At 35.8% G+C, this 24,671-nt stretch carries 20 protein-coding genes and 1 tRNA gene; 11 read left to right on the top strand and 10 right to left on the bottom strand.

Annotated features, from left to right (window positions below):
* The first annotated feature begins 4 nt into the window (after positions 1-4).
* From PT603_RS13525 to PT603_RS13540, 4 genes are all read left to right on the top strand, one after another.
* A complete protein-coding gene (locus PT603_RS13525; protein WP_008237838.1) occupies positions 5-1,303 on the top strand; it encodes a GDSL-type esterase/lipase family protein in 1,299 nt (432 codons plus the stop codon).
* A complete protein-coding gene (locus PT603_RS13530) occupies positions 1,296-2,954 on the top strand; it encodes an MBOAT family O-acyltransferase (protein WP_008237839.1) in 1,659 nt (552 codons plus the stop codon). The genes PT603_RS13525 and PT603_RS13530 overlap by 8 nt, the downstream gene beginning before the upstream one ends.
* A 310-nt stretch (positions 2,955-3,264) precedes the next feature.
* On the top strand, positions 3,265-4,089 hold the full coding sequence (locus tag PT603_RS13535; protein WP_155805533.1) for a leucine-rich repeat domain-containing protein: 825 nt from the start codon (positions 3,265-3,267) through the stop codon (positions 4,087-4,089).
* Positions 4,090-4,434: 345 nt separating this feature from the next.
* Positions 4,435-5,277 carry a nucleotidyl transferase AbiEii/AbiGii toxin family protein gene (locus PT603_RS13540; protein ID WP_008237841.1) on the top strand — a complete coding sequence of 281 codons (843 nt, stop codon included), beginning with the start codon at positions 4,435-4,437 and terminating at the stop codon, positions 5,275-5,277.
* Here the strand turns inward: PT603_RS13540 and PT603_RS13545 are convergent.
* Positions 5,264-6,139 (bottom strand): type IV toxin-antitoxin system AbiEi family antitoxin domain-containing protein, encoded by an 876-nt coding sequence (locus tag PT603_RS13545; RefSeq protein WP_008237842.1) that lies wholly within the window; start codon positions 6,137-6,139, stop codon positions 5,264-5,266. The genes PT603_RS13540 and PT603_RS13545 overlap by 14 nt on opposite strands.
* A 347-nt stretch (positions 6,140-6,486) precedes the next feature.
* Positions 6,487-6,559, bottom strand: a tRNA-Met gene (locus PT603_RS13550).
* 122 nt (positions 6,560-6,681) lie between these two features.
* On the opposite strand from PT603_RS13550, the gene PT603_RS13555 reads away from it, so the two are divergent.
* From PT603_RS13555 to PT603_RS13575, 5 genes are all read left to right on the top strand, one after another.
* Positions 6,682-8,034 (top strand): alanine/glycine:cation symporter family protein, encoded by a 1,353-nt coding sequence (locus PT603_RS13555; RefSeq protein WP_008237843.1) that lies wholly within the window; start codon positions 6,682-6,684, stop codon positions 8,032-8,034.
* A gap of 53 nt (positions 8,035-8,087) precedes the next feature.
* Positions 8,088-8,969 (top strand): GTPase Era, encoded by an 882-nt coding sequence (gene era, locus PT603_RS13560; protein ID WP_008237844.1) that lies wholly within the window; start codon positions 8,088-8,090, stop codon positions 8,967-8,969.
* 7 nt (positions 8,970-8,976) lie between these two features.
* Positions 8,977-10,449: a choice-of-anchor I family protein gene (locus tag PT603_RS13565; RefSeq protein WP_008237845.1), complete on the top strand. Its 1,473-nt coding sequence runs from the start codon at positions 8,977-8,979 to the stop codon at positions 10,447-10,449.
* 85 nt (positions 10,450-10,534) lie between these two features.
* Entirely contained in the window at positions 10,535-11,839 is a 1,305-nt protein-coding gene (gene der / locus PT603_RS13570) for a ribosome biogenesis GTPase Der (RefSeq protein WP_008237846.1), read from the top strand.
* A gap of 126 nt (positions 11,840-11,965) precedes the next feature.
* On the top strand, positions 11,966-14,755 hold the full coding sequence (locus PT603_RS13575) for a TonB-dependent receptor domain-containing protein (protein ID WP_008237847.1): 2,790 nt from the start codon (positions 11,966-11,968) through the stop codon (positions 14,753-14,755).
* A gap of 77 nt (positions 14,756-14,832) precedes the next feature.
* Here the strand turns inward: PT603_RS13575 and PT603_RS13580 are convergent, their stop codons facing one another.
* The 5 genes from PT603_RS13580 to PT603_RS13600 are packed head-to-tail and all read right to left on the bottom strand — an operon-like array spanning position 14,833 to position 17,996.
* Positions 14,833-15,606 carry a TPM domain-containing protein gene (locus PT603_RS13580; RefSeq protein ID WP_008237848.1) on the bottom strand — a complete coding sequence of 258 codons (774 nt, stop codon included), beginning with the start codon at positions 15,604-15,606 and terminating at the stop codon, positions 14,833-14,835.
* A gap of 20 nt (positions 15,607-15,626) precedes the next feature.
* Positions 15,627-16,076, bottom strand: coding sequence for a TPM domain-containing protein (locus tag PT603_RS13585; protein ID WP_008237849.1), 450 nt, complete (start codon positions 16,074-16,076; stop codon positions 15,627-15,629).
* 2 nt (positions 16,077-16,078) lie between these two features.
* Positions 16,079-16,687 carry a LemA family protein gene (locus PT603_RS13590; protein ID WP_008237850.1) on the bottom strand — a complete coding sequence of 203 codons (609 nt, stop codon included), beginning with the start codon at positions 16,685-16,687 and terminating at the stop codon, positions 16,079-16,081.
* 2 nt (positions 16,688-16,689) lie between these two features.
* Positions 16,690-17,019 carry a MerR family transcriptional regulator gene (locus PT603_RS13595; protein ID WP_008237851.1) on the bottom strand — a complete coding sequence of 110 codons (330 nt, stop codon included), beginning with the start codon at positions 17,017-17,019 and terminating at the stop codon, positions 16,690-16,692.
* On the bottom strand, positions 17,019-17,996 hold the full coding sequence (locus PT603_RS13600; protein WP_008237852.1) for a M23 family metallopeptidase: 978 nt from the start codon (positions 17,994-17,996) through the stop codon (positions 17,019-17,021). The genes PT603_RS13595 and PT603_RS13600 overlap by 1 nt, the downstream gene beginning before the upstream one ends.
* Positions 17,997-18,123: 127 nt before the next feature.
* Between PT603_RS13600 and alaS the strand changes: the two genes are divergently transcribed.
* Both alaS and PT603_RS13610 read left to right on the top strand, forming a co-directional pair.
* Positions 18,124-20,736 (top strand): alanine--tRNA ligase, encoded by a 2,613-nt coding sequence (gene alaS, locus PT603_RS13605; RefSeq protein ID WP_008237853.1) that lies wholly within the window; start codon positions 18,124-18,126, stop codon positions 20,734-20,736.
* 78 nt (positions 20,737-20,814) lie between these two features.
* Complete coding sequence (locus PT603_RS13610) at positions 20,815-21,771, top strand: GSCFA domain-containing protein (RefSeq protein WP_040488579.1); 957 nt, start codon at positions 20,815-20,817, stop codon at positions 21,769-21,771.
* 131 nt (positions 21,772-21,902) lie between these two features.
* On the opposite strand, the gene PT603_RS13615 is transcribed toward PT603_RS13610, so the two are convergent.
* The 3 genes from PT603_RS13615 to PT603_RS13625 form a co-directional block, all read right to left on the bottom strand.
* Positions 21,903-22,214 (bottom strand): rhodanese-like domain-containing protein, encoded by a 312-nt coding sequence (locus PT603_RS13615; RefSeq protein ID WP_008237855.1) that lies wholly within the window; start codon positions 22,212-22,214, stop codon positions 21,903-21,905.
* Positions 22,215-22,278: 64 nt separating this feature from the next.
* Complete coding sequence (locus PT603_RS13620; RefSeq protein ID WP_008237856.1) at positions 22,279-24,036, bottom strand: aromatic amino acid hydroxylase; 1,758 nt, start codon at positions 24,034-24,036, stop codon at positions 22,279-22,281.
* Between the two features lie 97 nt (positions 24,037-24,133).
* Positions 24,134-24,661: a DUF4136 domain-containing protein gene (locus tag PT603_RS13625; RefSeq protein WP_008237861.1), complete on the bottom strand. Its 528-nt coding sequence runs from the start codon at positions 24,659-24,661 to the stop codon at positions 24,134-24,136.
* Between the last annotated feature and the right edge of the window lie 10 nt (positions 24,662-24,671).

Genomic DNA, 24,671 nt, shown 5'->3' on the forward strand with positions numbered 1-24,671 from the left:
TTCTATGAGAAAGCCCCCAATCTTGTTAGTCTTATGTTTCTTATTTGCCCTGCCTGTTGCGGCTCAACGCTTTGTTTTGGACAGTGTGTTAAAGGTGCATCCTGATTTGGTAAATATGGAAGCTAATGTTTTTAAATATGCTGATTCTTCCTATTATTTTAAACACTTTTTTAGAGCCCTTGACAGTGTGTATGAAGGAAAAAAAGAAAAAGTACATATATTTCATATCGGGGGTTCTCATGTGCAGGCCGATATTTACCCCAATCGTTTACGTACATACTTGCAAAGTAGTAGTGAGTTTACAATGAGTCAAAGAGGATTTGTTTTTCCATTTTTATTGGCAAATACAAATAATCCGGCCAATTATAAAGTGACTTCTAAGACTCGTTGGAAAGGAATGAGAAGTTCTCAAAAACGAGATAGTATTGCATGGGGTTTAGCAGGAATCTCGGCTGTTTTTAAAGACAGTATTGATACAATTAGGGTTGTGGCAAATCATAAAAGTTATACTAAGAAACCCTACTATTTCAATAAGCTTAGGATATTTTACAATACCTGGAACACCGGATATTCGATTGTTCCATTAGATAGTTCAACAATTGTAAATAGCCGACTTGATAATGAATTTCATTATTTGGAATATGTTTTTAATGATTCTAAGGAGGAATTTGAATTTCAAGTTATAAAAACAGACTCCACAACAACGGAACCTTTTCTTATGATGGGGATGGAGCTTCTAAATGACGAACCTGGAATTGAATATACTAGTATAGGAGTAAATGGAGCTGATTTCCCATCCTATTTTCGAAGCGCCTTTTTTGAAAAACAGCTTAGATTGTATAAGCCTGACATGTTTATTGTTTCTATGGGGACAAATGATACCTATATGCCAGAATCTCATTTTGATGTAGAAAAATTTAAAAATAATTATGAATCCTTTATACAGATGATTCAACGAGTAAATCCAGAATGCGCTATATTGTTGGCCGTTCCAAATGACTCTTATTATTTACGCAAGCAACCGAATCCAAACACCGTAAAAGCGGAAGGAGTGATTTTGGAATTAGCCGAAAAATATGGAATGGCTGTTTGGGATTTTTACGAAATTATGGGAGGATTTCGTTCTTCACAAAAATGGTATCAAAAAAGAATTATGCCTCGTGATAGAATCCATTTTACTCAGAGAGGTTATCATATTAAATCTGATTTATTACTCAAAGCATTTGTAGGTGCTTGGGAAAAGGCTTCTAATAGAGAACCTGGTAGTTTATTAAAAATAATTCTTGAAAACGCCCATGAATAGGCTGAAAGACATATTTACCTTTTCGGAAGAATTTCCGTTGATTTTTACTCAGATTAACTTCTGGATATTTTTTGCTGTTGCTTATTTTATATTTGCTTTGTTGTACAAGCGGATACATTTACGAAATGCGTATTTACTCCTTATTAGCTTGTTTTTCTATTATAAGACTAGTGGTCTTTTTGTTGGTATATTATTGTTTAGTACCGTTTCTGATTTTTTTATTGGAAAATTCATTTACAATTCCACTCATGAGTTGAAACGCAAAATACTTGTTACATTAAGTGTGTGTATCAACTTGCTCACGCTTAGCTATTTTAAGTATGCGTATTTTTTTACAGATTCATTTAATGCTCTTTTTCATACAGATTATGAGGTGGTTAACTGGTTGGCGTTATGGGCTAATGGTTTTACAGATCTTTCTTATTTTACCGTTGATGCCATCATTTTACCAGTAGGGATATCGTTCTATACTTTTCAAACAATTAGCTACAGTGTAGATATATATCGTAGTAAAATTACTCCGTTAAATTCCATTGTAGATTTTGGGTTTTATGTAAGCTTCTTTCCCCAATTAGTAGCAGGGCCAATAGTCCGTGCGGAGCACTTTGTGCCACAAATAACACGACCTACTATTGTTTCCAAGGAGGATTTCAATAAGGGGACCTTTATGATTCTAAAGGGCCTAATTAAGAAAATGATTTTTGCTGATTATATCGCGATGCACTTTATGGATCGTGTTTTTGATACCCCGGATATGTATTCCGGCTTCACTAATATTATGGCACTTATCGGATATTCATTGCAGATATATGGCGATTTTTCAGGATATACCGATATAGCTATTGGATTAGCTTTGCTCATGGGCTTTCAGCTTCCTGTGAACTTTAATTCTCCATATAAGGCTATAAACTGTGGTGATTTTTGGAAGCGTTGGCATATTTCACTATCAACATGGTTGCGTGATTATCTTTATATCCCCTTAGGAGGTAACCGTAAAGGAACTATTGCTTCTTTTATAATACTTAGTGTGTTGTTAATTGGAGTCGTATTTGCTTTAGGGGATCCCATTGTAACGGCAGTAGTGGCTTTTGTGGTACTGGTATTAGGTGTTTTGGCAATACGATACAAAGCTGTAGGTAAACATATTAATGCGAATATAAATTTGATGTTGACAATGTTGATTGGTGGTCTATGGCATGGTGCATCATGGAAATTTGTTCTTTGGGGTGGTCTTAATGGGTTAGGAATTGTCGTATACAAGTACTGGCGGAAGGTAAGTCCATATGAGAATTCTACAAAGTGGTTCTCCCATTTTTGGAAAATTTTTATCACCTTCTCTTTTATCACCTATGTCCGAATATATTTTAGAGGTGAAAGTATGGACCATATTAGCAAGTGGTACCATCAGATAGTCACTAATATGGATTTTGAAAATGCGTTGGCAGTTTTAGTTCATTATAAAATCGTGTTTATAATTATGATTATTGGCTATGTGTCGCATTGGTTACCTCAAAAATTTAAAGATAACTTAGAATCAAAATATGCCACAAGCCCAATTTATGTGAAAGGTATTGTAGCAACACTGGTTAGTGTATTGTGTTATCAAGCATTTTCGTCAGATTTTCAGCCGTTTATATATTTTCAGTTTTAAACAAAGTGTGAGTGATTTTTCAACGGCCCTATTGTTCCGAAGAAAATTAATATGTATTAGAATCATGCCTTATCCAGCGTTCTAAATATTAAAGATTGTGGAGTTTACTATATGTCTATAGAATTCACTGTAGGTTGTAATTTGGGAAATTTAACTTCATTTAGTGCAGAAGGTGCAGATTTTTAAGTGCTTTTTCTTGTTAATTCTGTACTAATAGGTTGAAGTAGTTTATGCATTTCATCGATTTTTTTTGTACTTTGACGAATTATAACTATCTTAGTATCAATATTTAGCCTAAAATCTTAAAATCATGAAAACATTTATGTCACTTTTGGCTTGTTTTCTTGTCTCTGTCTCATTGATGGCGCAAGTTTCTGATACTGAAAAAACTGCACTTTTAGCACTGTATAATGCTACGCAAGGTGAGCAATGGACTCATACTTGGGATGTGTCTACACCAGTTGACCAATGGTATGGTGTAACTGTCGAAAACGGTACTGTTGTTCGTTTGGAGTTAAGTCAGAATAACCTTAAGGGAATACTTCCTGAAAGTATTTCAGGATTACAAAACCTTCAAGTTCTGAATCTTGGATTTAATTCCTTGAAAGGTTCTTTGCCTACTTCTATTGGGAATATGAAGTCCTTAAAGCAAATTGAACTATTTATGAATCGCTTTAGTGGTTCTATACCGTCTGAAATAGGAAAGTTATCCCAATTAGAAACTCTTTCTCTTTATAGTAACCAATTGTCTGGGGAACTTCCGAAGGAATTATATCAATTACTGTCTTTAAAAGAGTTGCATTTAAATAGTAATATGTTAACCGGATCACTGAGCAACAAGGTTGGTGATATGGTTAATTTATCAACTCTAAGTTTGTTTGATAATCAGTTAAGTGGCTATGTGCCATTTGAATTAGGAACTTTACCACAATTAAAGGAATTAAATGTGTCCTATAATAAGTTCACAGGTACTGTAACTTCAAATATTGCAATGTTGGATGCCATGCACATGATGATGATTTCTAATGATGGTATGGCAACGCAGTTAGCTATAGATGATAAACCTAAAACAAAAATAAAAGCAAAAACCATAGAACCGGTGGAAGCTAAAAAAGCCATGGTGTCATTTGATTAACCGATGATGCCACTTCACTACGAGAAGATTGAAACAGCCTTTTTTATTAGGCTGTTTTTTTATTGAATCTTTTTAAGAATTTTTATTGAAAGCTATGTCCAATCCATTCTCTGTATTTTGGGTGAAATTATATTTGATAACACCATCTGATGTGATAATAGAGGGATTTGGAATTGAATATTAGTGGGGTAAACTTTTGGATATATTATAAAAAAAAAGAGAACCATTTTAGTGATTCTCTTTTTGTGAAGTATCAATACATAGGAAGTAGCACCAAATGAATTAATGGAATACTTCTTATTTTTTTAATGTTAATTTTACAAATTCACCCTTAACATTTCTTCTATGATAGAAACCATTAAAATGTTAACACTTCGCGCTCTTGTCAGTGACGAAAGCCTTATGTACGGGCTAGTTCTAAAAGGAGGTAATGCTTTGCAATTGGCCTATGGAATGACGGATCGTGCGTCAATGGATATTGACTTCTCGATATCAGGTGATTTTACTGCGTATGAAATTGGAAGGATAGAGGGTATTCTAAATGGTCTTCTCAATAGTGAGTTTGAAAAACATAATCTAATGGTATTCGATATCAAATTTTATGAAAAACCAAAACAAGGGGATGTAAAGGAATGGAAGGGGTATAAGTTAGAGTTTAAGGTTGTTGGAGCAGATGAGTTTGATCCAAATGATATGGATAAATCCAGAAGAAATGCATACGTAATTTATGATAATAGCTCTACGAAATTTCAAGTGGAAATAAGCAGTTATGAATATACGGATCCTAAAAAGTTAGTGGAAGTGGAAGGAACTGTATTTTATGTTTACACCCCTGAAATGATAGTGCTCGAAAAAGTCAGGGCGCTTTGCCAATCAATGCCTGACTATAAAAATATAATCCCCACCGCCAAAGTAAAAGGTAGGGCTAGGGACTTTTATGATATTTGGAACATCTGTCAAAACTATAACATAGATTTTGAAGCGGAGGAAAATAAAAATATGCTAAAACACATATTTGATGCAAAACGTGTCCCTCTGGAGTATTTAAATTATTTCGAAAAGTATAAAGATTTACAGAAAGAAGATTGGAACAACGTAGTTGACACTTTGACCATTGAAAGTAAAGAAGGGTTCGATTTCTACTATGACTTTGTATTACAGAGGATAGCAGAGCTTAAAATCCCATAGGAAAATAGATTCCCCATTTTTCATTTAATTTCGTTTTGGACATATTATAAGTGAGATAAAAGTTGATGTCCGTTTTTTTATCCAGAAATAAGGATAGTAGCTTGTTATTGCACCCTGCCTTTTCAAGATAAAAACCTATAAGTTGGTGGTATGGGTAGATGTAATCAAGTTGATTTAAATAGTGATCAAGAATATTTAAATCAACATCTTTTAGTGCATTTTTAAAAGCCTCTAATACTTCAAATACGCCACCGGAGTATGCCGGTCTAACAGCAATATCAATTAACGTTCGTTCCAAATCGGTAACTCTAATTTTCTTTATCGTTTTTACCCCAACATCGATTGAATTAGTTTTCTTTTGTAAAAAAGTATAACGATAGCTATCTTCTTCCGACTTGTAGATTTCAGTTGTCATTCGTTGCGGCTTGGAAAATGCTTTATCCACGGCAGCTTGTTCCAAATGAATTGTGTCAGTATTATAAGAACCATACTGATCGAAACTAACAAAAATGGTTTTTGGAATCTGTAAAGTAATTTGATGAATCTGCATTGCAGAAAAATTACTAAGATACCCGTCCTTTTTAATTGTTAGCCCCTTTTGAAAATGCGTTGCGTGGGATTTATTCCAAAGCTGTTTAACAGAGCCACTAGACTGATGTATCAACTTTTCCTTGTGTAGGATATCATTTGCTTCGAGAAATGAGAGAAAATGTTTGTAGTTCCGATAAGCTGCAATATTCCACTCCAAACGATAACGATCAAAGATATCTATAAGATCGTTCCGAGTGTAAGATAAATGTGGGGCTTGCTCAAATAAAGTTTTAATATCATCTTTAGCCCGCAAAAAGGACTCTATTTTCATAACTCAGTATACATAGTATTATATATAATACTATGATGCAAATCTATACATTTTTTTTGAGAAAAGCAAATAAACGTTCCTCTTATAAAAATATCTATAATCCATAAAGGAAATATAATAATATCATATATGATATTATTATACGAAGTTATAAGAAATAAAATTAAAAATCAAGCTATAGATAAAATTATTTCGAAGAAGTAGAAATAATAGGATTTGATTACAATTAGCCCAAATTTATATGCCTAGTTAAGGAAACCCCATATTCTTTCTTGATCCGTACTATGTACTGTACTATGTAAAATAAAAAAAGGCTCTCGATTTCTCGAAAGCCTTGTCTTTACTAGTAGCGGGAACTGGACTCGAACCAGTGACCTTCGGGTTATGAGCCCGACGAGCTACCTACTGCTCTATCCCGCGATATTGGACTGCAAATATACAGCCATTTTTACATTTGCCAAACATTTATCAATAAAAATTAAAAAATATATTCTCATCCTGTTTTTACTGCCTGAAATAGTTACATTTGGAAAAATATCAATATGGAAAAAATTACCCAAATCATAGGAGGACTTACTGGAATTACTGAATGGATTATGTTATTTCTTATAATTGGAGGAGGTCTTTTTTTGGTTGTGAGCTCCAAATTACTACCGTATAGATTTATTAAGCATGCTATAGAGGTTGTCGCTGGAAAGTATGATAAAGCTTCTGACAGTGGAGAGGTAAGTCATTTTCAAGCATTGGCTTCAGTTGTTGCTGCTACTGTTGGTTTAGGGAATATTTCAGGTGTGGCTATCGCTATATATTATGGAGGGCCTGGAGTCGTATTTTGGATGTGGCTTACTGCAATAATAGGAGGGTGTATTAAGTTCTATTCTGCAGGGCTTTCTATTCTTTTTCGAAGTAAGGACGCAGAAGGTAATGTGCAGGGTGGACCAATGTATTATATGGTTAATGGATTAGGAAAATATGGTAAGCCCTTAGCAGTATTCTTTTCACTGGCTGGTTTAGTAGCAGTTTTGCCAGCTTTTACGGTAAATCAATTTACTCAATCTGTGATTACCGTTGTTAATCCAAATGCGTATTTAGATATTGGGGAGTTTAATTGGAAACTCATTATTGGGATAGTCTTGGTGATAGCAACCTCAATGGTTATTTATGGGGGGTTAAAAAAAATTGTCCGCGTAGCTTCTGCATTGGTTCCCTTTATGGTAGCTCTATATATATTGGCGGCCCTAGTAATAATGTTTACTAATGTCGATCAAATATTACCTTCATTTCAACAAATTTTTGCGGAAGCATTTAATTTTAATACGGCAGTTCAAGGAGGATTCTGGGGATTGGTTATATTAGGAGTCCGCAGAGCTGTGTTTTCAAATGAAAGTGGAATAGGTACGGCTCCTATGTATCACGGACAATCTAAAACTAATGAGCCAATTCAAGAAGGATTGGTAGCCATGCTAGGACCTTTTATTGATACTTTGATTGTATGCACAATTACTGCGCTAATAATTATTATCAGTGGCACCTATCTTGAAGCAGAGCATAATGGGATTGTAATGACATTGCATGCTTTTGATAAATTATTGTTTGGTTTTGGTGACGAATTACTTTTACTACTAGTAGTTGTGTTTGCCATTTCAACCCTATTTACCTACTCTTACTACGGGACAAAGTGTCTCACTTTTTTAGCAGGACGTAAAATTGGTAGTTATTACAACACTATTTATATTTTCAGCATTATCTTTGCAGCGATTGCTTCACTAGAATTGGTAATAGGGTTAATCGATTTGTCATTTGCATTAATGGCTATTCCCAATATGATTGCGGTACTTTGGTTGTCACCACATATAAACAAAGCTATGAAAGCTTACTTTTCTAAAGTTAAATAGTCAATAAGTCTGTTAAACAGTTAGCAGTATAAAATAAATATCATATCGTAAAAATGCATAAAGCAGGATTTGTAAATATTATAGGGAACCCGAATGTAGGGAAATCAACCCTAATGAACGCCTTTGTTGGAGAGAAATTATCCATAATTACCTCAAAAGCTCAAACTACACGTCACCGAATTTTGGGAATTGTAAATGGAGATGATTTTCAGGTAATTTTGTCTGATACTCCTGGTATTATAAAGCCTGCATATGAGTTGCAATCCTCTATGATGGATTTTGTGAAGTCTGCCTTTGAAGATGCAGATGTACTTTTATATATGGTTGAAATTGGCGAAAAGGAACTGAAAGATGAGTTGTTTTTTGATAAAATAAATAATAGCAAGGTGCCAGTTTTACTACTTCTTAATAAAATAGATACATCTACACAAGAACAGCTTGAGGAGCAAGTACAATATTGGAGCGAAAAAGCACCACGGGCTGAAATTTTCCCTATATCTGCTTTGCAAAACTTTAATGTTATTGAGGTGTTCAATCGAATAATCGAACTCTTACCTGAGTCTCCAGCCTTTTACCCGAAGGATCAGCTTACTGATAAGCCTGAACGCTTTTTTGTCAACGAGACTATTCGTGAAAAAATATTACTCAACTATAAAAAGGAAATTCCTTATGCAGTAGAGGTTGAGACAGAAGAATTTTTTGAAGAGGATCATATTATTCGAATGAGATCAGTAATTATGGTGGAGAGGGATACTCAAAAAGGAATCATTATCGGCCATAAGGGGGAAGCTTTGAAAAGGGTAGGTGTGCAAGCTAGAGAAGATTTAGAGAAGTTCTTCGGGAAACAGATTCATCTTGAATTGTACGTAAAAGTTAATAAGAATTGGAGAAGTAATAGTGGTCAGCTTAAACGCTTCGGGTACAACCAAAAGTAGAGTCTTAATGCGAAAATATATTTTTTGGATGGCTGCCCTTATGGTTACTTGGTCTTGGTGTCAATCATCCACCGTTAGACATTTGGTTACCTATAAGATTGGAGGCGTAAATTCGGCCGAAATAACTGCACATTGTGAAAAGACTCAACGTCTTTTTACGGCCAATTATGAATCTCATGAAATATCTGTGTACGATATCTTGGATATTAACTCTCCTAAGAAACTTTCTTCAATAGATATTAAGCCATATGGTAGTGACGCAAACAGTGTAGCTGTTTATAATGGAATGCTGGCTGTAGCCATTACTGCACATCAAGGACATTTACCTGGTAAATTAGTGATTTTTGACACTAAGTCCATGTTGTTTAAACAGGAATTTGAGGTAGGATCTCTGCCGGATATGGTTGCTTTTTCACCCTCAGGAAGGTATGTTATAACCGCTAATGAAGGAGAACCAAATGAGGATTATACTATTGATCCCAAGGGATCTGTAAGTATAGTGGATTTGTATGACAGTAGTGTTAGGACTCTTGATTTTTCAGGATTTGAGAACCAAAAAGAAAAATTGATTTCAAGACATTTTCGGATATCTGGAAAGAATACTACATTTTCGGAAGATATTGAACCAGAATATATAGCCATTTCACCAGATTCTAAGATTGCGTATGTGTCACTTCAAGAAAACAACGGGGTGGCTGTCGTTAATATTGAAGAAAAATCTATTGAGCGTATACTTCCTCTAGGCTATAAGGACTTTAGTTTCCCAGAAAATAGTTTTGATTCAAGTGATGTGGATGGTAAAAATGTTCTAGGAAATTGGCCGGTAAGAGGTTTGTTCATGCCTGATGCAGTGGTGGTTGTAGTTCACGATGGTGAATCTTTTTTTATTACTGCTAATGAGGGAGATACTCGGAAGTACACGGGTTTTGAGGATGCAGTTAGGGTTGGTGAGGTGAGATTGGATGCTAGGAATTTCCCACATGCTTTTGATCTACAGCAACCTGAAGCCCTAGGAAGATTGCGTATAGTAAAGGATATGGGTGTTCAATCTGACGGTAGTTATAATGAATTGTATAGTTTTGGAGTGCGTTCATTTAGTGTATGGGATAGAGATGGAATACAAGTCTATGATTCTGCTAATGAAATTGCCAGAAATACGATTGATCATCCTTATTTTAATCAAGGGGACACCCGTAGTGATGATTCAGGTCCTGAACCTGAGGCATTAGCTGTTTGGGAGGAAGGTGATAGAAGGCTTCTTTTTGTTGGGCTTGAGCGTACAAATGGAGTAATTGTCTATGATATAAGTAATCCAAGAAGTCCTGTGTATCTAGAATGGGTCTTGAAGGAGGGTGATATTTCCCCTGAAGGTTTATTGGTTATTTCTAGAACTGATAGCCCAACTGGAGTACCACTATTAGTAGTTACCAATGAGGTGAGTGGTACTGTCTCTATTTATGAAATTGGAATTACTCCATAGAAACCACTGTAATTTTGTCTCAATTATTGCCAGTACTTTTGTAAGAGCATAGGAAATATTACCTTTGCCCCATAAAATCACATATATGAGTGCAATTGTTGCCATAGTAGGAAGACCTAATGTTGGAAAATCTACCTTATTCAATAGGTTGATCAAACGTCGCGAGGCCATTGTAGATGCAGTTAGCGGTGTTACCCGTGATCGTCATTATGGAAAAACCGATTGGAATGGAAAGGAGTTTTCTATAATTGATACAGGAGGTTATGTAGTAGGTAGTGATGATGTCTTTGAACAGGAAATTGATAAGCAGGTTGAGCTAGCCATAGAGGAGGCCGATGCTATCATCTTTATGGTTGATGTTGAGGCAGGTATTACTGGGATGGATGAGGCAGTAGCACACTTACTTAGAAAGTCTAAAAAACCCGTCTTTCTTACTGTAAACAAGGTCGATAATGCCATGAGAGAAGCTGACGCTGTTGAGTTTTATGGATTAGGTTTTCAGGAGTATTATACGTTATCGGGAATAAATGGTAGTGGGACTGGAGAGCTTTTAGATGCCATAGTAGAGGTGTTGCCAGAACGCGAAACTATTGAAGAAGATTCATTACCGAGATTTGCGGTGGTTGGTAGACCAAATGCTGGAAAGTCGTCATTTATAAATGCTTTAATAGGAGAGGATCGGTACATTGTGACAGATATTGCAGGCACCACTCGTGATGCAATTGATACGCGTTATAATAGGTTTGGATTTGAGTTTAATTTAGTAGACACGGCTGGAATTCGAAGAAAATCTAAAGTCAAAGAAGATTTGGAATTTTATTCAGTTATGCGTTCTGTTAGAGCCATAGAGCACGCAGATGTTTGTATACTTATCATTGATGCAACTCGTGGTTTTGAAGGACAGGATTCAAATATTTTTTGGCTAGCTGAGCGCAATCGTAAGGGTGTTGTAATCTTAGTAAATAAATGGGATTTGCTAGAAAAAGAAACCAATACGGCCAAAGAATATGAAGCTCAAATTCGCAAGGAAATTGCTCCGTTTACAGATGTTCCGATTATATTTATGTCAGTGCTTAATAAGCAACGTATTTTTAAAGCAATAGAGAAAGCTGTAGAGGTATATGAAAATAGAAGTAAGCGTATTGCAACCTCTAAGCTTAATGAATTAATGCTTCCCCTTATTGAGAATTATCCACCACCTGCGCTCAAAGGAAAATATATTAAAATTAAGTTTTGTACTCAATTACCTACCCCTACTCCTCAATTTGTCTTTTTTGCTAATTTACCTCAGTATGTAAAGGAACCTTATAAACGTTTTATTGAAAATAAATTGAGAGAGCATTTCGATTTTCATGGGGTCCCTATTGATGTCTATTTCAGAAAGAAGTAATTTCCTTGGAATATGTAAGTTTTAAGAAAAAAATAACATAATAGATTTAAACTATTTACCTAAATAGTAGTCTTTTAGAGGGTTTGTTTTTGCAAACCCTTATTTTTTATCTAATATTAAAACCTAATGGCCAAAAAAATTCTTTTTCTAGCATTGTTTTTTGCTAGTATTGTTCAAGCCCAAGAATACAAAATTATTGGATCAGTAGTTGATAAAACTACAAAACAACCACTAGAGGCAGCTACAATTTATGCTGAGTCCTTATCTGACAGTGCCTTAATTTCTTATACTATTTCTAACCAGAAAGGTACTTTTGACTTAGCGCTACGTACAAAGGCGCCAAAAGTGAATTTAGCAATTTCATTTACGGGGTACAGTACTTTGCGTAAAGAGATAACATTAAAGGGTTCTACTATAAATATGGGAGTCCTTGGGCTAGACATAGAATCAATTACGCTGGAAGGGGTAAGTGTTGTTGCAGATCGTGCGCCGATAATTGTCAAAAAAGATACTTTAGAATTTAATGCGGAATCATTTAAGACTAGGCCGGATGCTAACGTAGAAGATTTAATAAAGTTACTCCCCGGGGCACAGGTTGATAGTGATGGTAAGATAACAGTAAATGGGAAAGAAGTTAATCGCGTACTAGTAAATGGAAAGGAATTTTTTGGTAGTGATCCAAAAATAGCAACTAAAAACCTTCCAAAAGATATTGTAGACAAAATACAGGTTACGGATACGAAGAGTGAGACTGAGCGTTTTACGGGACGTCAATCAACATCGGATACGCAAACACTGAATATTACCATAAAAAAGGATAAGAATAAGGGATACATGGGCCGAATTACAGCGGGTTATGGTACTGATGAAAGATATCAACTTAGTGGTGTGGCGAATTATTTCAACGATAAACAACGCTTTAGTATTTTAGCGGGTGGAAATAACATTAATAGTGCTGGTTTTTCTTTTGATGAGGTTTTTGATGCTGTAGGTAGAAGAGGGCAAGGAGTGTCTTTTAATTCCAGAGGAAGTTTTAATATAGGAGGGATGAATTTTGGAGGTGGACAAGGGATAACAACCTCTTATAATGTCGGTGGGAATTATGCTGATGAACTTTCGGATAAGACTGAAATAACAGCTGATTATTTCTTTGCTTCAAGTGAAACATACAATGATAGCAAGACAGAACGAGAAAATATACTTCCAGACAGACGGTTTTTCACCAACAGTGAATCTCATAGTGATGGAGGTTCTGATTCACATCGAGCTAATGCACGTCTTATTTTTCAGTTGGATTCAATGACACGCCTCACCGTATCACCGAATTTTAATACTTCATTAGGTGATTCGAGAAACGTTCGTACGGAAGTTTCAATAGATGAGGATGGCAACGTCATTAACGATGCTTCAACTAATAACAATAGCTTAAATGATCGCAAGAGTTTTAGCAATGATGTTAATTTGATTCGTAAACTTAACAGTAAAGGGAACTATTTAAAGTTTGGATTTTCAAATGACAATTCTCGAACTGACGGTACCTCTAAATTATTGTCTGAGAATAATGTTTATGGAAATAATCCAAGTACGTTAATCCGGGATCAAGTTACCAAAACTGATAATCAGAGTGATTCTTGGAATGCTAATGTGGAATGGAGACAAGCATTGATAGGGAAATTGTTTTTGGACCTGGGGTATAGTTTTGATAATAGTTTAAGAAGTGATTCTCGCATTGTAAATGATTATGATAATGTTACAGGTGAATATAGTAGCTTTAATCAGGCCTTGAGTTCAGATTTTAGATTTAAAAGCATGCAACATTCCCCTTCTGCAGGGTTTAATTATGAAGGAGAAAAGTTGAGTGTGGGATTGGGGAGCCGTATGGTTAATACCCGTCTTTCGAATAATGATTACATACAGTTAGTGGATTTTGAGAAGGATTTTAATAATGTCCTTTTCAACGCCAATGTTAGGTATCGTTTAGATCGCGGTAAGTCATTTTCTACCAATTATAGAAGCTCGGCAAATGTTCCTTCAGTAAGTCAGTTGCAACCAATCGAAAATATTTCTAACCCATTGAATATTATCGTAGGTAACCCAGATTTGAAACCTACTATCAGTCATAACTTCTTTATGAATTATAACAATTTTGATTTTAGAACACGTAGTGGGATATTTATGTTTGGTTCTTTTAACTTCGATAATGATCGTATTACAAATACAACGATTACAGACGAGAATTTCTTGCGTAGGACCACCTATACAAATGTTAATGGTAATTATTCGGGAAATATCGGAGGTCACTTCAACAAGCAGTATAAAAGTGAAGAAGGGGTTATGTACCGATTTAGAATAGGAGGGAATGCTTCTTTAAATAATAATATTAGCTTTAATAATAATGTAAAGTTTACTTCGAAAACATTTAACTATGCTCCTAATGTGGGATTGACTTTTAACTATAAGGAGCAGTTCGAAATTAACCCGGGTTATTCTGTAGGTTTTAATAAGACCACATATAGTCTGGACCGTTTTGAAGACATAAATTTTATGACACATACCTTTGAAGTAAGAGCTACAACTTATTGGCCGAAAAACGTTGTATGGGGTAACGATATTACGTATAATTATAATGGAAGTGTATCTGATAATTTTGACAAAAGCGCTATTTTTTGGAATATGAGTCTTGGACTTAAATTGTGGAATGATAAAGGGAATTTGAAATTAATAGCCTATGATTTACTAGATCAAAATATTAATACACGTCGTACGGCAACTGAGGATTACATTCAAGATACTCAGGGAACGGTTTTAAAACGTTATTTTATGGCTAGCTTTACCTTTAAGTTTGATCAGTTTGGAGGGAAAAGACCTGGTGGAGGTAGAGGTCCTGGAGGCTCTATGCGTATGATGCATATGTAAAACATATAAATAACAACAGCCACTTTTAAGTGGCTGTTGTTTTATTGTAAGTATAGAGTTGTTAGTACTATTAAATGCTACCATCCTCCACTGGCGCCGCCTCCGCCGCCCATTCCTCCTCCAAAACCACCAAAGCCGCCACCTCCAAATCCTCCGCCAGATGATCTGCCAAATCCACCTCGACCCATATTACTTAAAATAATGATGTCAGAAAGATCCATGCCTGAACTTCTATGGCCTCGGTTTCCACTTCCGCCTTGTTTTTTGTTTGCCAGAAGAAGGATGATAATGATAAAGATAATAATGGGAAGTATGGAACTAATATCAATGTCATTTTTGGGATTGGTATTGGTGTAAGCACCCTCTAGAACTTGGATTATGGCAGTAGATCCTTGGTCTAGTCCTCCGTAATAATTTCCTTTCTTAAATTCTGGTAATATGTTATTTTCAATTATTCTTTTGGACAGTGCATCGGTAAGTAAGTGTTCAACACCATACCCTGTGGAAATGGCTATCTTTCGCTGCTTAATATCCATAAGCATCAGTACACCATTGTCTTTTCCTTTTTGCCCTAATCCCCAGCTAGTTAATACCTGTGCAGCGTAATAATTTATATCGTCTTCCACACTATTGGTAATCGCGATGGCTATGCCAGTTGAGGTTGAATCTGCATAGGCTGTAAGCTTCTGATTTAACGCATTTGTTTCTGATGGAGAAAGCAAACCTACGTAGTCCTGTACAGCTTTATCGGAATACTTCTTTTTTAAAACATCTTGAGCATATAGTGATGCGCTTAAAAAGGTAGATAGTAGTCCAAATAGAAGTATATATTTGTTTTTAAAAATATTCAAAAGAGTAATGTTAAAATCGATTACGAAGATATTTTTCCTTTAGAAACATTGTTGGGCAATTCATTTTTATCTTGATGGCTCCAAGGGAAATGAACTTGAAGTTCCTTGCCGGCCTGCATAATCCCAGCGATGATTCCATCTTTGAATTGACCTGTTTTAAAATGAAGTACCATTTGATCTTTAGTGGTATTCCAAAAATCGAATGGTACTACATCGTTAATTCCTTTGTCTCCATAGATTACAAAGGTTTTATCGTCAACAGCTATATATATCAATACCCCATTTGCTTCCTTGGTGTTGTCCATTTTTAACAAATGAAACACTTCCATCGCACGTTTATAAGGGTCCTGGTCTGTATGGGCTTCAATGTGCACGCGAATTTCACCTGAAGTTTTTTGCTCAGCTTTGCGAATGGCTTCAACAATTTCAGCTTCTTCATTAGGTGTTAAAAAATCTTCAACGTGAGACATCGTTAATTAAAGTTAAATTCTACATCTGGCGCTTTTTCTGCTCCTGATTCTGATTTGAATAGGGTTAGTTTTTGAGTGCCTTTAATAGCTGCAGCAAAGTTGGTAGGGATTTTTTCAATAAAGATATTGAAGTTACCAGCAGTTTCATTGTACCTATTTCGCTCCACATTGATACGGTTTTCAGTGCCTTCTAGTTGCGATTGCAATTCCAAGAAGTTCTGATTGGCTTTTAATTCTGGATATCGCTCAACAGTTACCAAAAGTCTTGATAGTGCTGAGGTAAGTCCGGCTTGTGCTTCTTGAAATTGCGCTAATTGATCTGGAGTGATGTTAGTGGGGTCTATTTGAACAGAAGTTGCTTTAGAACGAGCTTCAATTACATCTGTAAGTGTACCTCGTTCAAAGTCTGCTGCACCCTGAACTGTTTTGACAAGATTGCCAATAAGATCACTACGACGTTGGTAGGCACTTTCAACATTAGCCCATTGTTTTTCGGCTTGACCTTTCATCTCGACTATGTCATTATTCGCTCTTATGTACCAAGTAAAGAGAATAAGTGCAAGTCCTCCAATTATTAATAATGGCAACCATTTTTTTAGTGCAGTGTTCATAGCTATAATTCGTTTTTGATTTTTAGTAATTCCGTTTTTATGTGTTCTAATTTACGAATGATTTCGAATTTAGACATTGATTTGTGCTTTTCTTCTTTAAGGTGTGTTTTCGCTCCTTCGAGGGTAAATCCACGTTCTTTAACTAGATGATAAATAAATTGAAGATTCTTAACGTCTTCAGGAGTAAATTTCCTAGTTCCTCTATCGTTCTTTTTTGGTTTTATTACATCAAATTCCTTCTCCCAAAAACGTATTAAGGAGGTGTTTACATTAAATGCTTTGGCAACTTCGCCAATACTGTAGTAGCGTTTTTCAGGTAGGTTGATGTGCATTAATCCAATGATTGATTTTCTTGAGCAGCATTGCGAAGCATTTCTTCAAACTCGGCAGCAGTAAGACTTCCGTAGTAGAAGTTAATAGGGTTAATGCGTTCGTCATCTTTAAAAACCTCGTAATGTAGGTGCGGTGCTTCTGAGCGCCCCGTACTTCCTACAAATCCAATAAGGTCACCTCGTTTTACACGCTGTCCTTTTCGTACATTGTATCTACTTAGGTGTGCATACAAGCTAACATAGCCATATCCATGATTGATTCGAATGTGTTCGCCATATCCTGCAGCTGTATTGTCCGCGCGTTCAACCACCCCATCACCAGTTGCATAAATCGGAGTGCCTCTAGGAGCTGTAAAATCCATGCCGTAATGAAATTTTCTAGCTTTTGTAAACGGGTCACTTCGCCATCCATATCCTGAGGCCATTCTAGTCAAGTCTTTAGATAGTATTGGTTGAATGGCAGGTATTGCAGCTAATAATTTCTCTTTATCCGCGGCTAATCGTGTTATTTCATCTAGTGATTTGGATTGTACAACAAGCTGTTTTTGTAATATTTCAAGACGTTTCGTGGTACTGATGATCATCTCGGAATTGTTGTAGCCTTCGAGGGATTTATATCTGTTAATACCTCCAAAACCTGCTTTTCGTTGTTCTTCAGGAATTGGATTTGCTTCAAAATACAGTCGGTAGAGATTATTATCCCTGTCCTCAATATTATGAAGGACCTCTTCAATTTGGGCTAATTTCTTATTAAGAAGTTCATATTGAATTTCGTATTGCTTCAGCTCTCTGGCTTGTGCTAATTCACGAGGAGTATTTAAAAAATTTGTATTTAGAAGTATGAACATTCCTATAAATCCAAAAAGCATTGAAGCTGTCAAAAAAAGGAAAACGTTACGAAGCTTACGCCCTTTTCTGGGTTCAATTTTCCTATAGGAAAGGGTTTCCGTATCGTAATAATATTTTACCTTACTCATAATTTAAAATATGCTATTTTTGCAGTCCTGCAAGATGTTGAAGTGCAGGTGTTAGATGGCTAACGAACAAATATAAAAATTGTTTTAGAGTTAGCCTATATTTTAGGTAAAGGTTAAGATAAATTCTATGAATTCTCAAGAAATAAGAACTGCTTTTTTACGCTTTTTTGAAAGTAAGCAACATATAATAGTGCCTTCAGCGCCTATTGTTTTAAAGGATGATCCTACACTAATGTTCAACAACTCGGGTATGGCCCAGTTTAAAGAATATTTTTTGGGAAATGCTACTCCGAAAAGTAACCGTATAGCGGACACCCAGAAATGTCTTCGTGTTTCAGGTAAGCATAATGATCTGGAGGATGTAGGATTTGATACTTATCACCATACAATGTTTGAAATGTTGGGTAATTGGTCTTTTGGTGATTATTTCAAAAAAGAAGCAATTGCTTGGGCATGGGAATTTTTAACAGATGTTTTAAAATTAGATAAAGATCGTTTGTACGTTTCTGTCTTTGAAGGGAGTCCAGAAGAAAATGTATCTTTTGACCAAGAAGCTTGGGATTTATGGAAACAATTTGTTAGCGAAGACAGAATTATCAAAGGAAATAAAAAGGATAATTTTTGGGAAATGGGAGACCAAGGGCCATGTGGTCCTTGTTCTGAGATTCATATTGATTTACGGTCTGAAGTGGATCGAGAAAAGGTTCCAGGTTATGGTTTAGTGAATGCCGATCATCCTCAGGTTGTTGAGATATGGAATTTGGTATTTATGGAATTCAATCGTAAGGCTGATGGTTCCCTTGAAAAATTACCAGCGCAGCACGTAGATACAGGAATGGGATTTGAACGTTTGTGTATGGCTATGCAGGGTAAGGTGTCTAATTATGATACAGATGTTTTTACTCCTTTGATTCGTGAGGTAGAAACTATTACAAATGTAAAGTATGGGGCCAATGAAAAATCGGATATTGCTATCCGAGTGATTGTAGACCATGTTCGGGCCGTAGCATTTGCTATTGCTGATGGACAATTACCTTCCAATACAGGAGCTGGTTATGTGATTCGTAGAATTCTGCGTCGTGCTATTAGATATGGATTTACTTTCTTGGATAGGAAGGAACCATTTATATACAAATTGGTTGAAGTGCTTAGTGGTCAAATGGGTGATTTTTTCCCTGAAATTAAAACACAGCAGAATTTGGTAACACAAGTAATCAGAGAGGAGGAAGCTTCTTTTTTGAGAACATTAGATCAAGGATTGGTATTGTTAGACAGTGTTATTGCATCAACTTCGGGAAAGGAAGTTTCCGGAAAAAGAGCTTTCGAATTATATGATACATTTGGGTTCCCAATTGACCTTACAGCTTTAATTTTAAGAGAAAAGGGGTATTCATTGAATGAGTCGGAGTTTGAAGAGGAACTTCAAAAGCAAAAAGATCGATCTCGAGCTGCATCTAAAGTAACAACAGGTGATTGGGAAATATTGTATGATGATGATGTCGAGGAGTTTGTTGGATATGATATGACTACCACAAAGGTTAAAATCACTAGATACAGAAAGGTTGAAAATAAAAAATTTGGGGAAATGTATCAATTGGTTTTCAATATTACGCCGTTTTATCCTGAAGGAGGAGGTCAAATTGGAGATCGAGGCTTCATTGAAGCTTCTAATGGGGAAGTTGTATATATTGAAGACACTAAGAAGGAAAATAATGTAATTATTCATTTTACTAAAACATTACCCCGCAATCTTGATGGTCTTTTTACAGCTGTAGTGAGTAGTGAGTTTAGAAAAAATGTATCCAGTAATCACTCCGCTACCCATTTATTGCATCAGGCGTTACGGGCTGTATTAGGAACTCATGTAGAACAAAAAGGTTCATTGGTAAGCAATTCCTATTTACGTTTTGATTTTTCTCACTTTGCAAAAGTTACTGAAACTGAACTAAAACAAGTTGAAGATTTTGTAAATGCCCGTATTCAGGAGGCTTTACCTCTGGTGGAGAGAAGAAATATACCTTTTCAACAAGCATTAGATGAAGGTGCAATGGCACTGTTTGGAGAGAAATATGGTGATACTGTCCGTGCCATTAAGTTCGGAAAAAGTATGGAGCTTTGTGGTGGTATTCACGTAGAAAATACAAAAGATATTTGGCATTTCATGATTACTTCAGAAAGTGCTGTAGCTGCAGGTGTTCGTCGTATTGAGGCCATTACAAATGAGTTTGCAAAACAACACTTAATGGAACAAAATGAGTTGTTATATCAAATAAAGGGAATGTTGAAAAACCCTCAAGACATAACAAAAACTGTGGCCTCATTGCAAGATGAAAATACTAAGTTGAAAAAACAATTAGAGCAGTTACTTAAGGACAAAGCAAAAAACTTAAAAGGAGAATTAATCTCACAGATCCAAAGCGTCAATGGTGTCGATTTCTTAGCGGTTCAGGTTGATATAGATGCTGCTGGTGCCAAAGATTTAGTGCATGAACTAGGAAGTAATAAGGACAATTTGTTTGTGGTACTCGCCACAGTAAATGAAGATAAGCCTATGCTTACTTGTTATATTTCAAAGGAATTGGTGGCTAGTAAAGGATTTAATGCAGGTCAGGTTGTCCGTGAATTAGGAAAATTTATTCAAGGCGGAGGTGGAGGTCAACCATTTTTCGCCACAGCAGGTGGAAAATTTGCGGAAGGAATACCCGAAGCATTAGGTAAGGCAATTACATATATTCAATAGAATTAGAGCTCGGTATATTCACCGGGCTTTTTTTTGGATTGTGTTATTTTTTTCAATTCATTTGATGAAAATTAAGCTATGGATTTTAGAACGATTGTCCCGATAAGCCCAATGGAATGCAAGATTGATTATCAATCGCAATTGGTTTTAGTGGGGTCTTGTTTCGCAGAAAATGTGGCGGATAAACTTGCTTTTTACAATTTTAAACATGTTGTTAATCCTTTAGGTATATTATTTAATCCTGTTTCTATTCAAAACCTTATAGAAAGAGGCCTAAACAATAGGTCTTTTACAGAGGAGGATATTTTTTACCATAATGAGTGCTGGCATTCCTATGAAGTTCATTCTGAGATGAGTCATTCAGACAAGGACTTGATGCTAAATTCAATGAATGAGGCACTTGAATTATTTGGTGCATCTTTGAAAGAGGCTTCTCATTTTATTATTACCTTGGGAACTTCATGGGTATATAAAGAAATATCTAACAATGCAATTGTTGCTAATTGTCATAAGGTTCCACAGAAATCGTTTAAGAAGTATTTGCTTACTGTGCATGAAATTACTGAGAGTTTAAGAAATATTGTGTCATTGTTAAGATCGTACAACCCTAATTTGAGTATTGTATTTACAGTTTCTCCAGTAAGACATTTAAAGGATGGGTATGTCGAAAATCAAAGGAGTAAAGCACATCTTATTGCGGCAGTTCATTCATTAAATGATGTTAGAAATGAAGGTAGTAGGTTGTCCTACTTCCCTGCATATGAAATTGTTATGGATGAGTTGCGCGATTATCGTTTTTATTCAGAAGATATGATACATCCAAATTCAATAGCTATTGATTATATCTGGGGACGTCTAGTAGAGTCCTGGATTACTTCTGAAGCTAGTAAAATTATGCAGGAGGTTGAAAAGATACGTAAGGGACTTTTACATCGCCCATTTAACCCAGATACAGATGCGCATAAAAAATTTTTAAAACAATTGGAGGGAACTATTTTGTCGTTACAGAATAGGTACCCCTTTATGTCATTTTAAATTATTTAAATTGGAAAAGTAGCTATACAGTTATCTTTTTTGTGAAGAAAAAAGTAGGCTATTTTACCACAAACCAATACGATTAATGTTGTCGCTTGATTTGTGGTAAAAATTATAATAATAATGTTGGCTTATTGATTGAGTTTGTGTGCTAAGCTACTCCATCCACCACCATTTACTACCTCAATCCCATGACTTTTAAGAATAGAAGCTGCACTTGAGCTTCGCATTCCACTCGCACAGCATGCAATAATCGGTTTATTCAGCTTTTTAATTGCATTTATTTGTCCTTGCAAAGATTGTAATGGAATATTTTTGGAACCTTGAATATGACCTCCTTGAAATTCTCCTGGTGTTCTCACATCAATAATTACAGCACCTTTTGTAATGAATTCTTGTAATTGTTCATTTTTGTTACCAAATAATAAATCTAATAATCCCATAGATATGTTTTTTATTGACAAAGTAACATTTATTTCAAGGTATTAGTCAGTATCTAAAGTTACATTAGTGTACTTTTTCATTTTCGACAAGTGAGATTCCGCCATCAATAAGGTGGCCTACAAGTGGGCGATTCTGTTTTACTGTTTCTAAATGTGCTGCAATTTCTTTTGCAAAATCTATATCACCATTCTGGTGAGCAAGTTCGTATAACTCTACCGAGAGTAGCCAATCGTTAGGGAAATTTGAAACTAATTGTTCAAATATTTTATGACGTGATAGGGTGGTGTTTTTGCCATTCCTGAAGTCTCGGACTTGAAGATATAGGGATTCTAATTGAAGTCGTTCAGGTGTTTTTTTAGCTTTAATAGTTAACTCAGAGGGGACATGTGTAATAAGATCAAAGCTATGAATGTCAGCAGCTCCACTGAAAGCCGAAACAATATCTTTGCCTACAGCCATGTCATAAATACCCCATTCAGGTTTAAACAAAATTGTTTCACCATAACTTACCGTACAGTTTTTAAAACTAATAAGAATTATTTTTCCTTGAAGGTTGCGTGTTCCAGTAATAATATCACCCACAACCTTTATACCTCCTTCAAATTCAAGTGTAACCCGTTCACCTTCATAAATATCATAGGCTCGTAAATCTCTGGGACTCATGTCTTCAATTGCGAGATTAATTCCTTTAAGTTTTCCAATAGGTGAACCAAAGCCTTCACTATGGTAGCTGGCGCCATGTCCTATTAATTCCTTTTCACGGTATGCCAGTGCAGTTTTTCCTGTAGTTTGAACATAAATTGGTTTGCCATCATGGGCTATTACGTTGCTAAATACCCCTGAAACTTGGATTCCTGTGCTCAGTTCAATGCTGCCTAAAGCCTTAGACTCAATTAATTTTTGGACACCACCTAATCCCCCTCTTCTAAGGGCCATGGTATTAGCGAATTCTTCCAAAACTAAACTTAAATGCGCAAAATCTGGAGTGACATAGAGTTGTGGTTGTGGTTTGGTAATATCAAAGCTTTTTTGAGCTGCATCAATCGTGTATGGAAGTTTTATAACATTATCAGTCATGCACCATGCACTTTCTCCAATGGATGATAGAAGTCCAGCGCCATAAATCTTAGGATTATCAACAGTACCGATTAGTCCGTATTCTACGGTCCACCAATGAAGATTGCGAATTAATGCCATCTCACTTGGATTTCCCATATTATTTTGTAGGTCCTCAACATGCTTTTCTGCAGTTTCAATTTCTTTTTGTGAAGTTCCTTCCGCTTCTTTTATAATGGATAAGTGTCGTATGGCTTCATACATCTCATAGTCCTTCGCACTAGAAATTGCTTTACAACCAATTTCTCCAAATCGTCTTAAATACTCTGCATATTCGGGGTTAGCAATAATAGGGGCGTGTCCTGCACCTTCGTGAATAATATCAGGTGCTGGGGTATATTCAATATGTTCAAGCTGTCTGATGTCTGAAGCAATAACAAGGACATTGTAGGCTTGAAATTCCATGAAGGCACTAGGCGGGATAAACCCATCTACTGCTACAGCAGCCCAGCCAATTTCTTTTAAAATTCGATTCATGCCATACATGTTTGGAATGCTGTCTATAGAAATTCCAGTTTGCCTAAGCCCATTAAGGTATGATTCATGCGCAACCTTTGAAAGGTAATCTACATTTTTACGCATTACATAACGCCATACTGCCTGATCTATGGCTGTATAGTCTTCATAATTTTGCGGTTTGATAAATTGACGCAAATGATTAGGAAGTTTTTCTAGTATTGGATTTGATTCGTATTGGGTGCTCATATTGTTATGGTTGTGTAGGTAAAAGTACAAAATCAAAATCAATACCTATGTTTAGAAAAACTTAAATGGCTACTCTAGAGTAGCCATTTAAGTTTGTTTATTTTTCAGATCCTGGAGGATATTGAGATAAAATTTGTTTTACAAATTCACGTATACGCTCTTCTTTTCTATCCATAGTTTCTGGAAGAGAGCCAGTTCCTTTGCCTTGCCAAACAAGTTCTTTCTTTTTAGCATCAATGATGTCTATGTAAAGGCTTCCTTCGGTGTGAGAAGTTACATTACTATATCCTCCCCAGCCCCAGCCCCAATAAGGACCCCAGCCAAAGCCTGCATTATTGTACACATCGACACGCTCTTTTTCTTTAGTGAAGATACTGATGAGCATATCTGGATTTTCAGATTTCATGAATCCTTTAGCTGCCATTTCGGCATCAATGGCATACATGATACGTTTTTTGTCTAAATCCGATATTTCTGCTTTGTCAATACCAGGTTTAAAGAAAGCGTAGGTTTTTAATTCATTAAAATTTGTTTGACGGTCATAATCTGCTGCTACACGCACGCTGCTGCAGGATACCAATAGCATTAATGCTATTATTGGAAGTGTAAATTTTAAAGCTTTCATATGTGTATAT

It is taken from the genome of Imtechella halotolerans, assembly GCF_028743515.2.
Lineage (GTDB): Bacteria > Bacteroidota > Bacteroidia > Flavobacteriales > Flavobacteriaceae > Imtechella > Imtechella halotolerans.

What these genes read in the sequence shown, in the direction of transcription:
- PT603_RS13525 (WP_008237838.1), top strand. Translation starts at nt 5, where the DNA reads ATGAGAAAGCCCCCAATCTTGTTAGTCTTATGTTTCTTATTTGCCCTG.
- PT603_RS13530 (WP_008237839.1), top strand. Translation starts at nt 1,296, where the DNA reads ATGAATAGGCTGAAAGACATATTTACCTTTTCGGAAGAATTTCCGTTG.
- PT603_RS13535 (WP_155805533.1), top strand. Translation starts at nt 3,265, where the DNA reads ATGAAAACATTTATGTCACTTTTGGCTTGTTTTCTTGTCTCTGTCTCA.
- PT603_RS13540 (WP_008237841.1), top strand. Translation starts at nt 4,435, where the DNA reads ATGATAGAAACCATTAAAATGTTAACACTTCGCGCTCTTGTCAGTGAC.
- PT603_RS13545 (WP_008237842.1), bottom strand. Translation starts at nt 6,139, where the DNA reads ATGAAAATAGAGTCCTTTTTGCGGGCTAAAGATGATATTAAAACTTTA.
- PT603_RS13555 (WP_008237843.1), top strand. Translation starts at nt 6,682, where the DNA reads ATGGAAAAAATTACCCAAATCATAGGAGGACTTACTGGAATTACTGAA.
- era (WP_008237844.1), top strand. Translation starts at nt 8,088, where the DNA reads ATGCATAAAGCAGGATTTGTAAATATTATAGGGAACCCGAATGTAGGG.
- PT603_RS13565 (WP_008237845.1), top strand. Translation starts at nt 8,977, where the DNA reads ATGCGAAAATATATTTTTTGGATGGCTGCCCTTATGGTTACTTGGTCT.
- der (WP_008237846.1), top strand. Translation starts at nt 10,535, where the DNA reads ATGAGTGCAATTGTTGCCATAGTAGGAAGACCTAATGTTGGAAAATCT.
- PT603_RS13575 (WP_008237847.1), top strand. Translation starts at nt 11,966, where the DNA reads ATGGCCAAAAAAATTCTTTTTCTAGCATTGTTTTTTGCTAGTATTGTT.
- PT603_RS13585 (WP_008237849.1), bottom strand. Translation starts at nt 16,076, where the DNA reads ATGTCTCACGTTGAAGATTTTTTAACACCTAATGAAGAAGCTGAAATT.
- PT603_RS13590 (WP_008237850.1), bottom strand. Translation starts at nt 16,687, where the DNA reads ATGAACACTGCACTAAAAAAATGGTTGCCATTATTAATAATTGGAGGA.
- PT603_RS13595 (WP_008237851.1), bottom strand. Translation starts at nt 17,019, where the DNA reads ATGCACATCAACCTACCTGAAAAACGCTACTACAGTATTGGCGAAGTT.
- PT603_RS13600 (WP_008237852.1), bottom strand. Translation starts at nt 17,996, where the DNA reads ATGAGTAAGGTAAAATATTATTACGATACGGAAACCCTTTCCTATAGG.
- alaS (WP_008237853.1), top strand. Translation starts at nt 18,124, where the DNA reads ATGAATTCTCAAGAAATAAGAACTGCTTTTTTACGCTTTTTTGAAAGT.
- PT603_RS13610 (WP_040488579.1), top strand. Translation starts at nt 20,815, where the DNA reads ATGGATTTTAGAACGATTGTCCCGATAAGCCCAATGGAATGCAAGATT.
- PT603_RS13615 (WP_008237855.1), bottom strand. Translation starts at nt 22,214, where the DNA reads ATGGGATTATTAGATTTATTATTTGGTAACAAAAATGAACAATTACAA.
- PT603_RS13620 (WP_008237856.1), bottom strand. Translation starts at nt 24,036, where the DNA reads ATGAGCACCCAATACGAATCAAATCCAATACTAGAAAAACTTCCTAAT.
- PT603_RS13625 (WP_008237861.1), bottom strand. Translation starts at nt 24,661, where the DNA reads ATGAAAGCTTTAAAATTTACACTTCCAATAATAGCATTAATGCTATTG.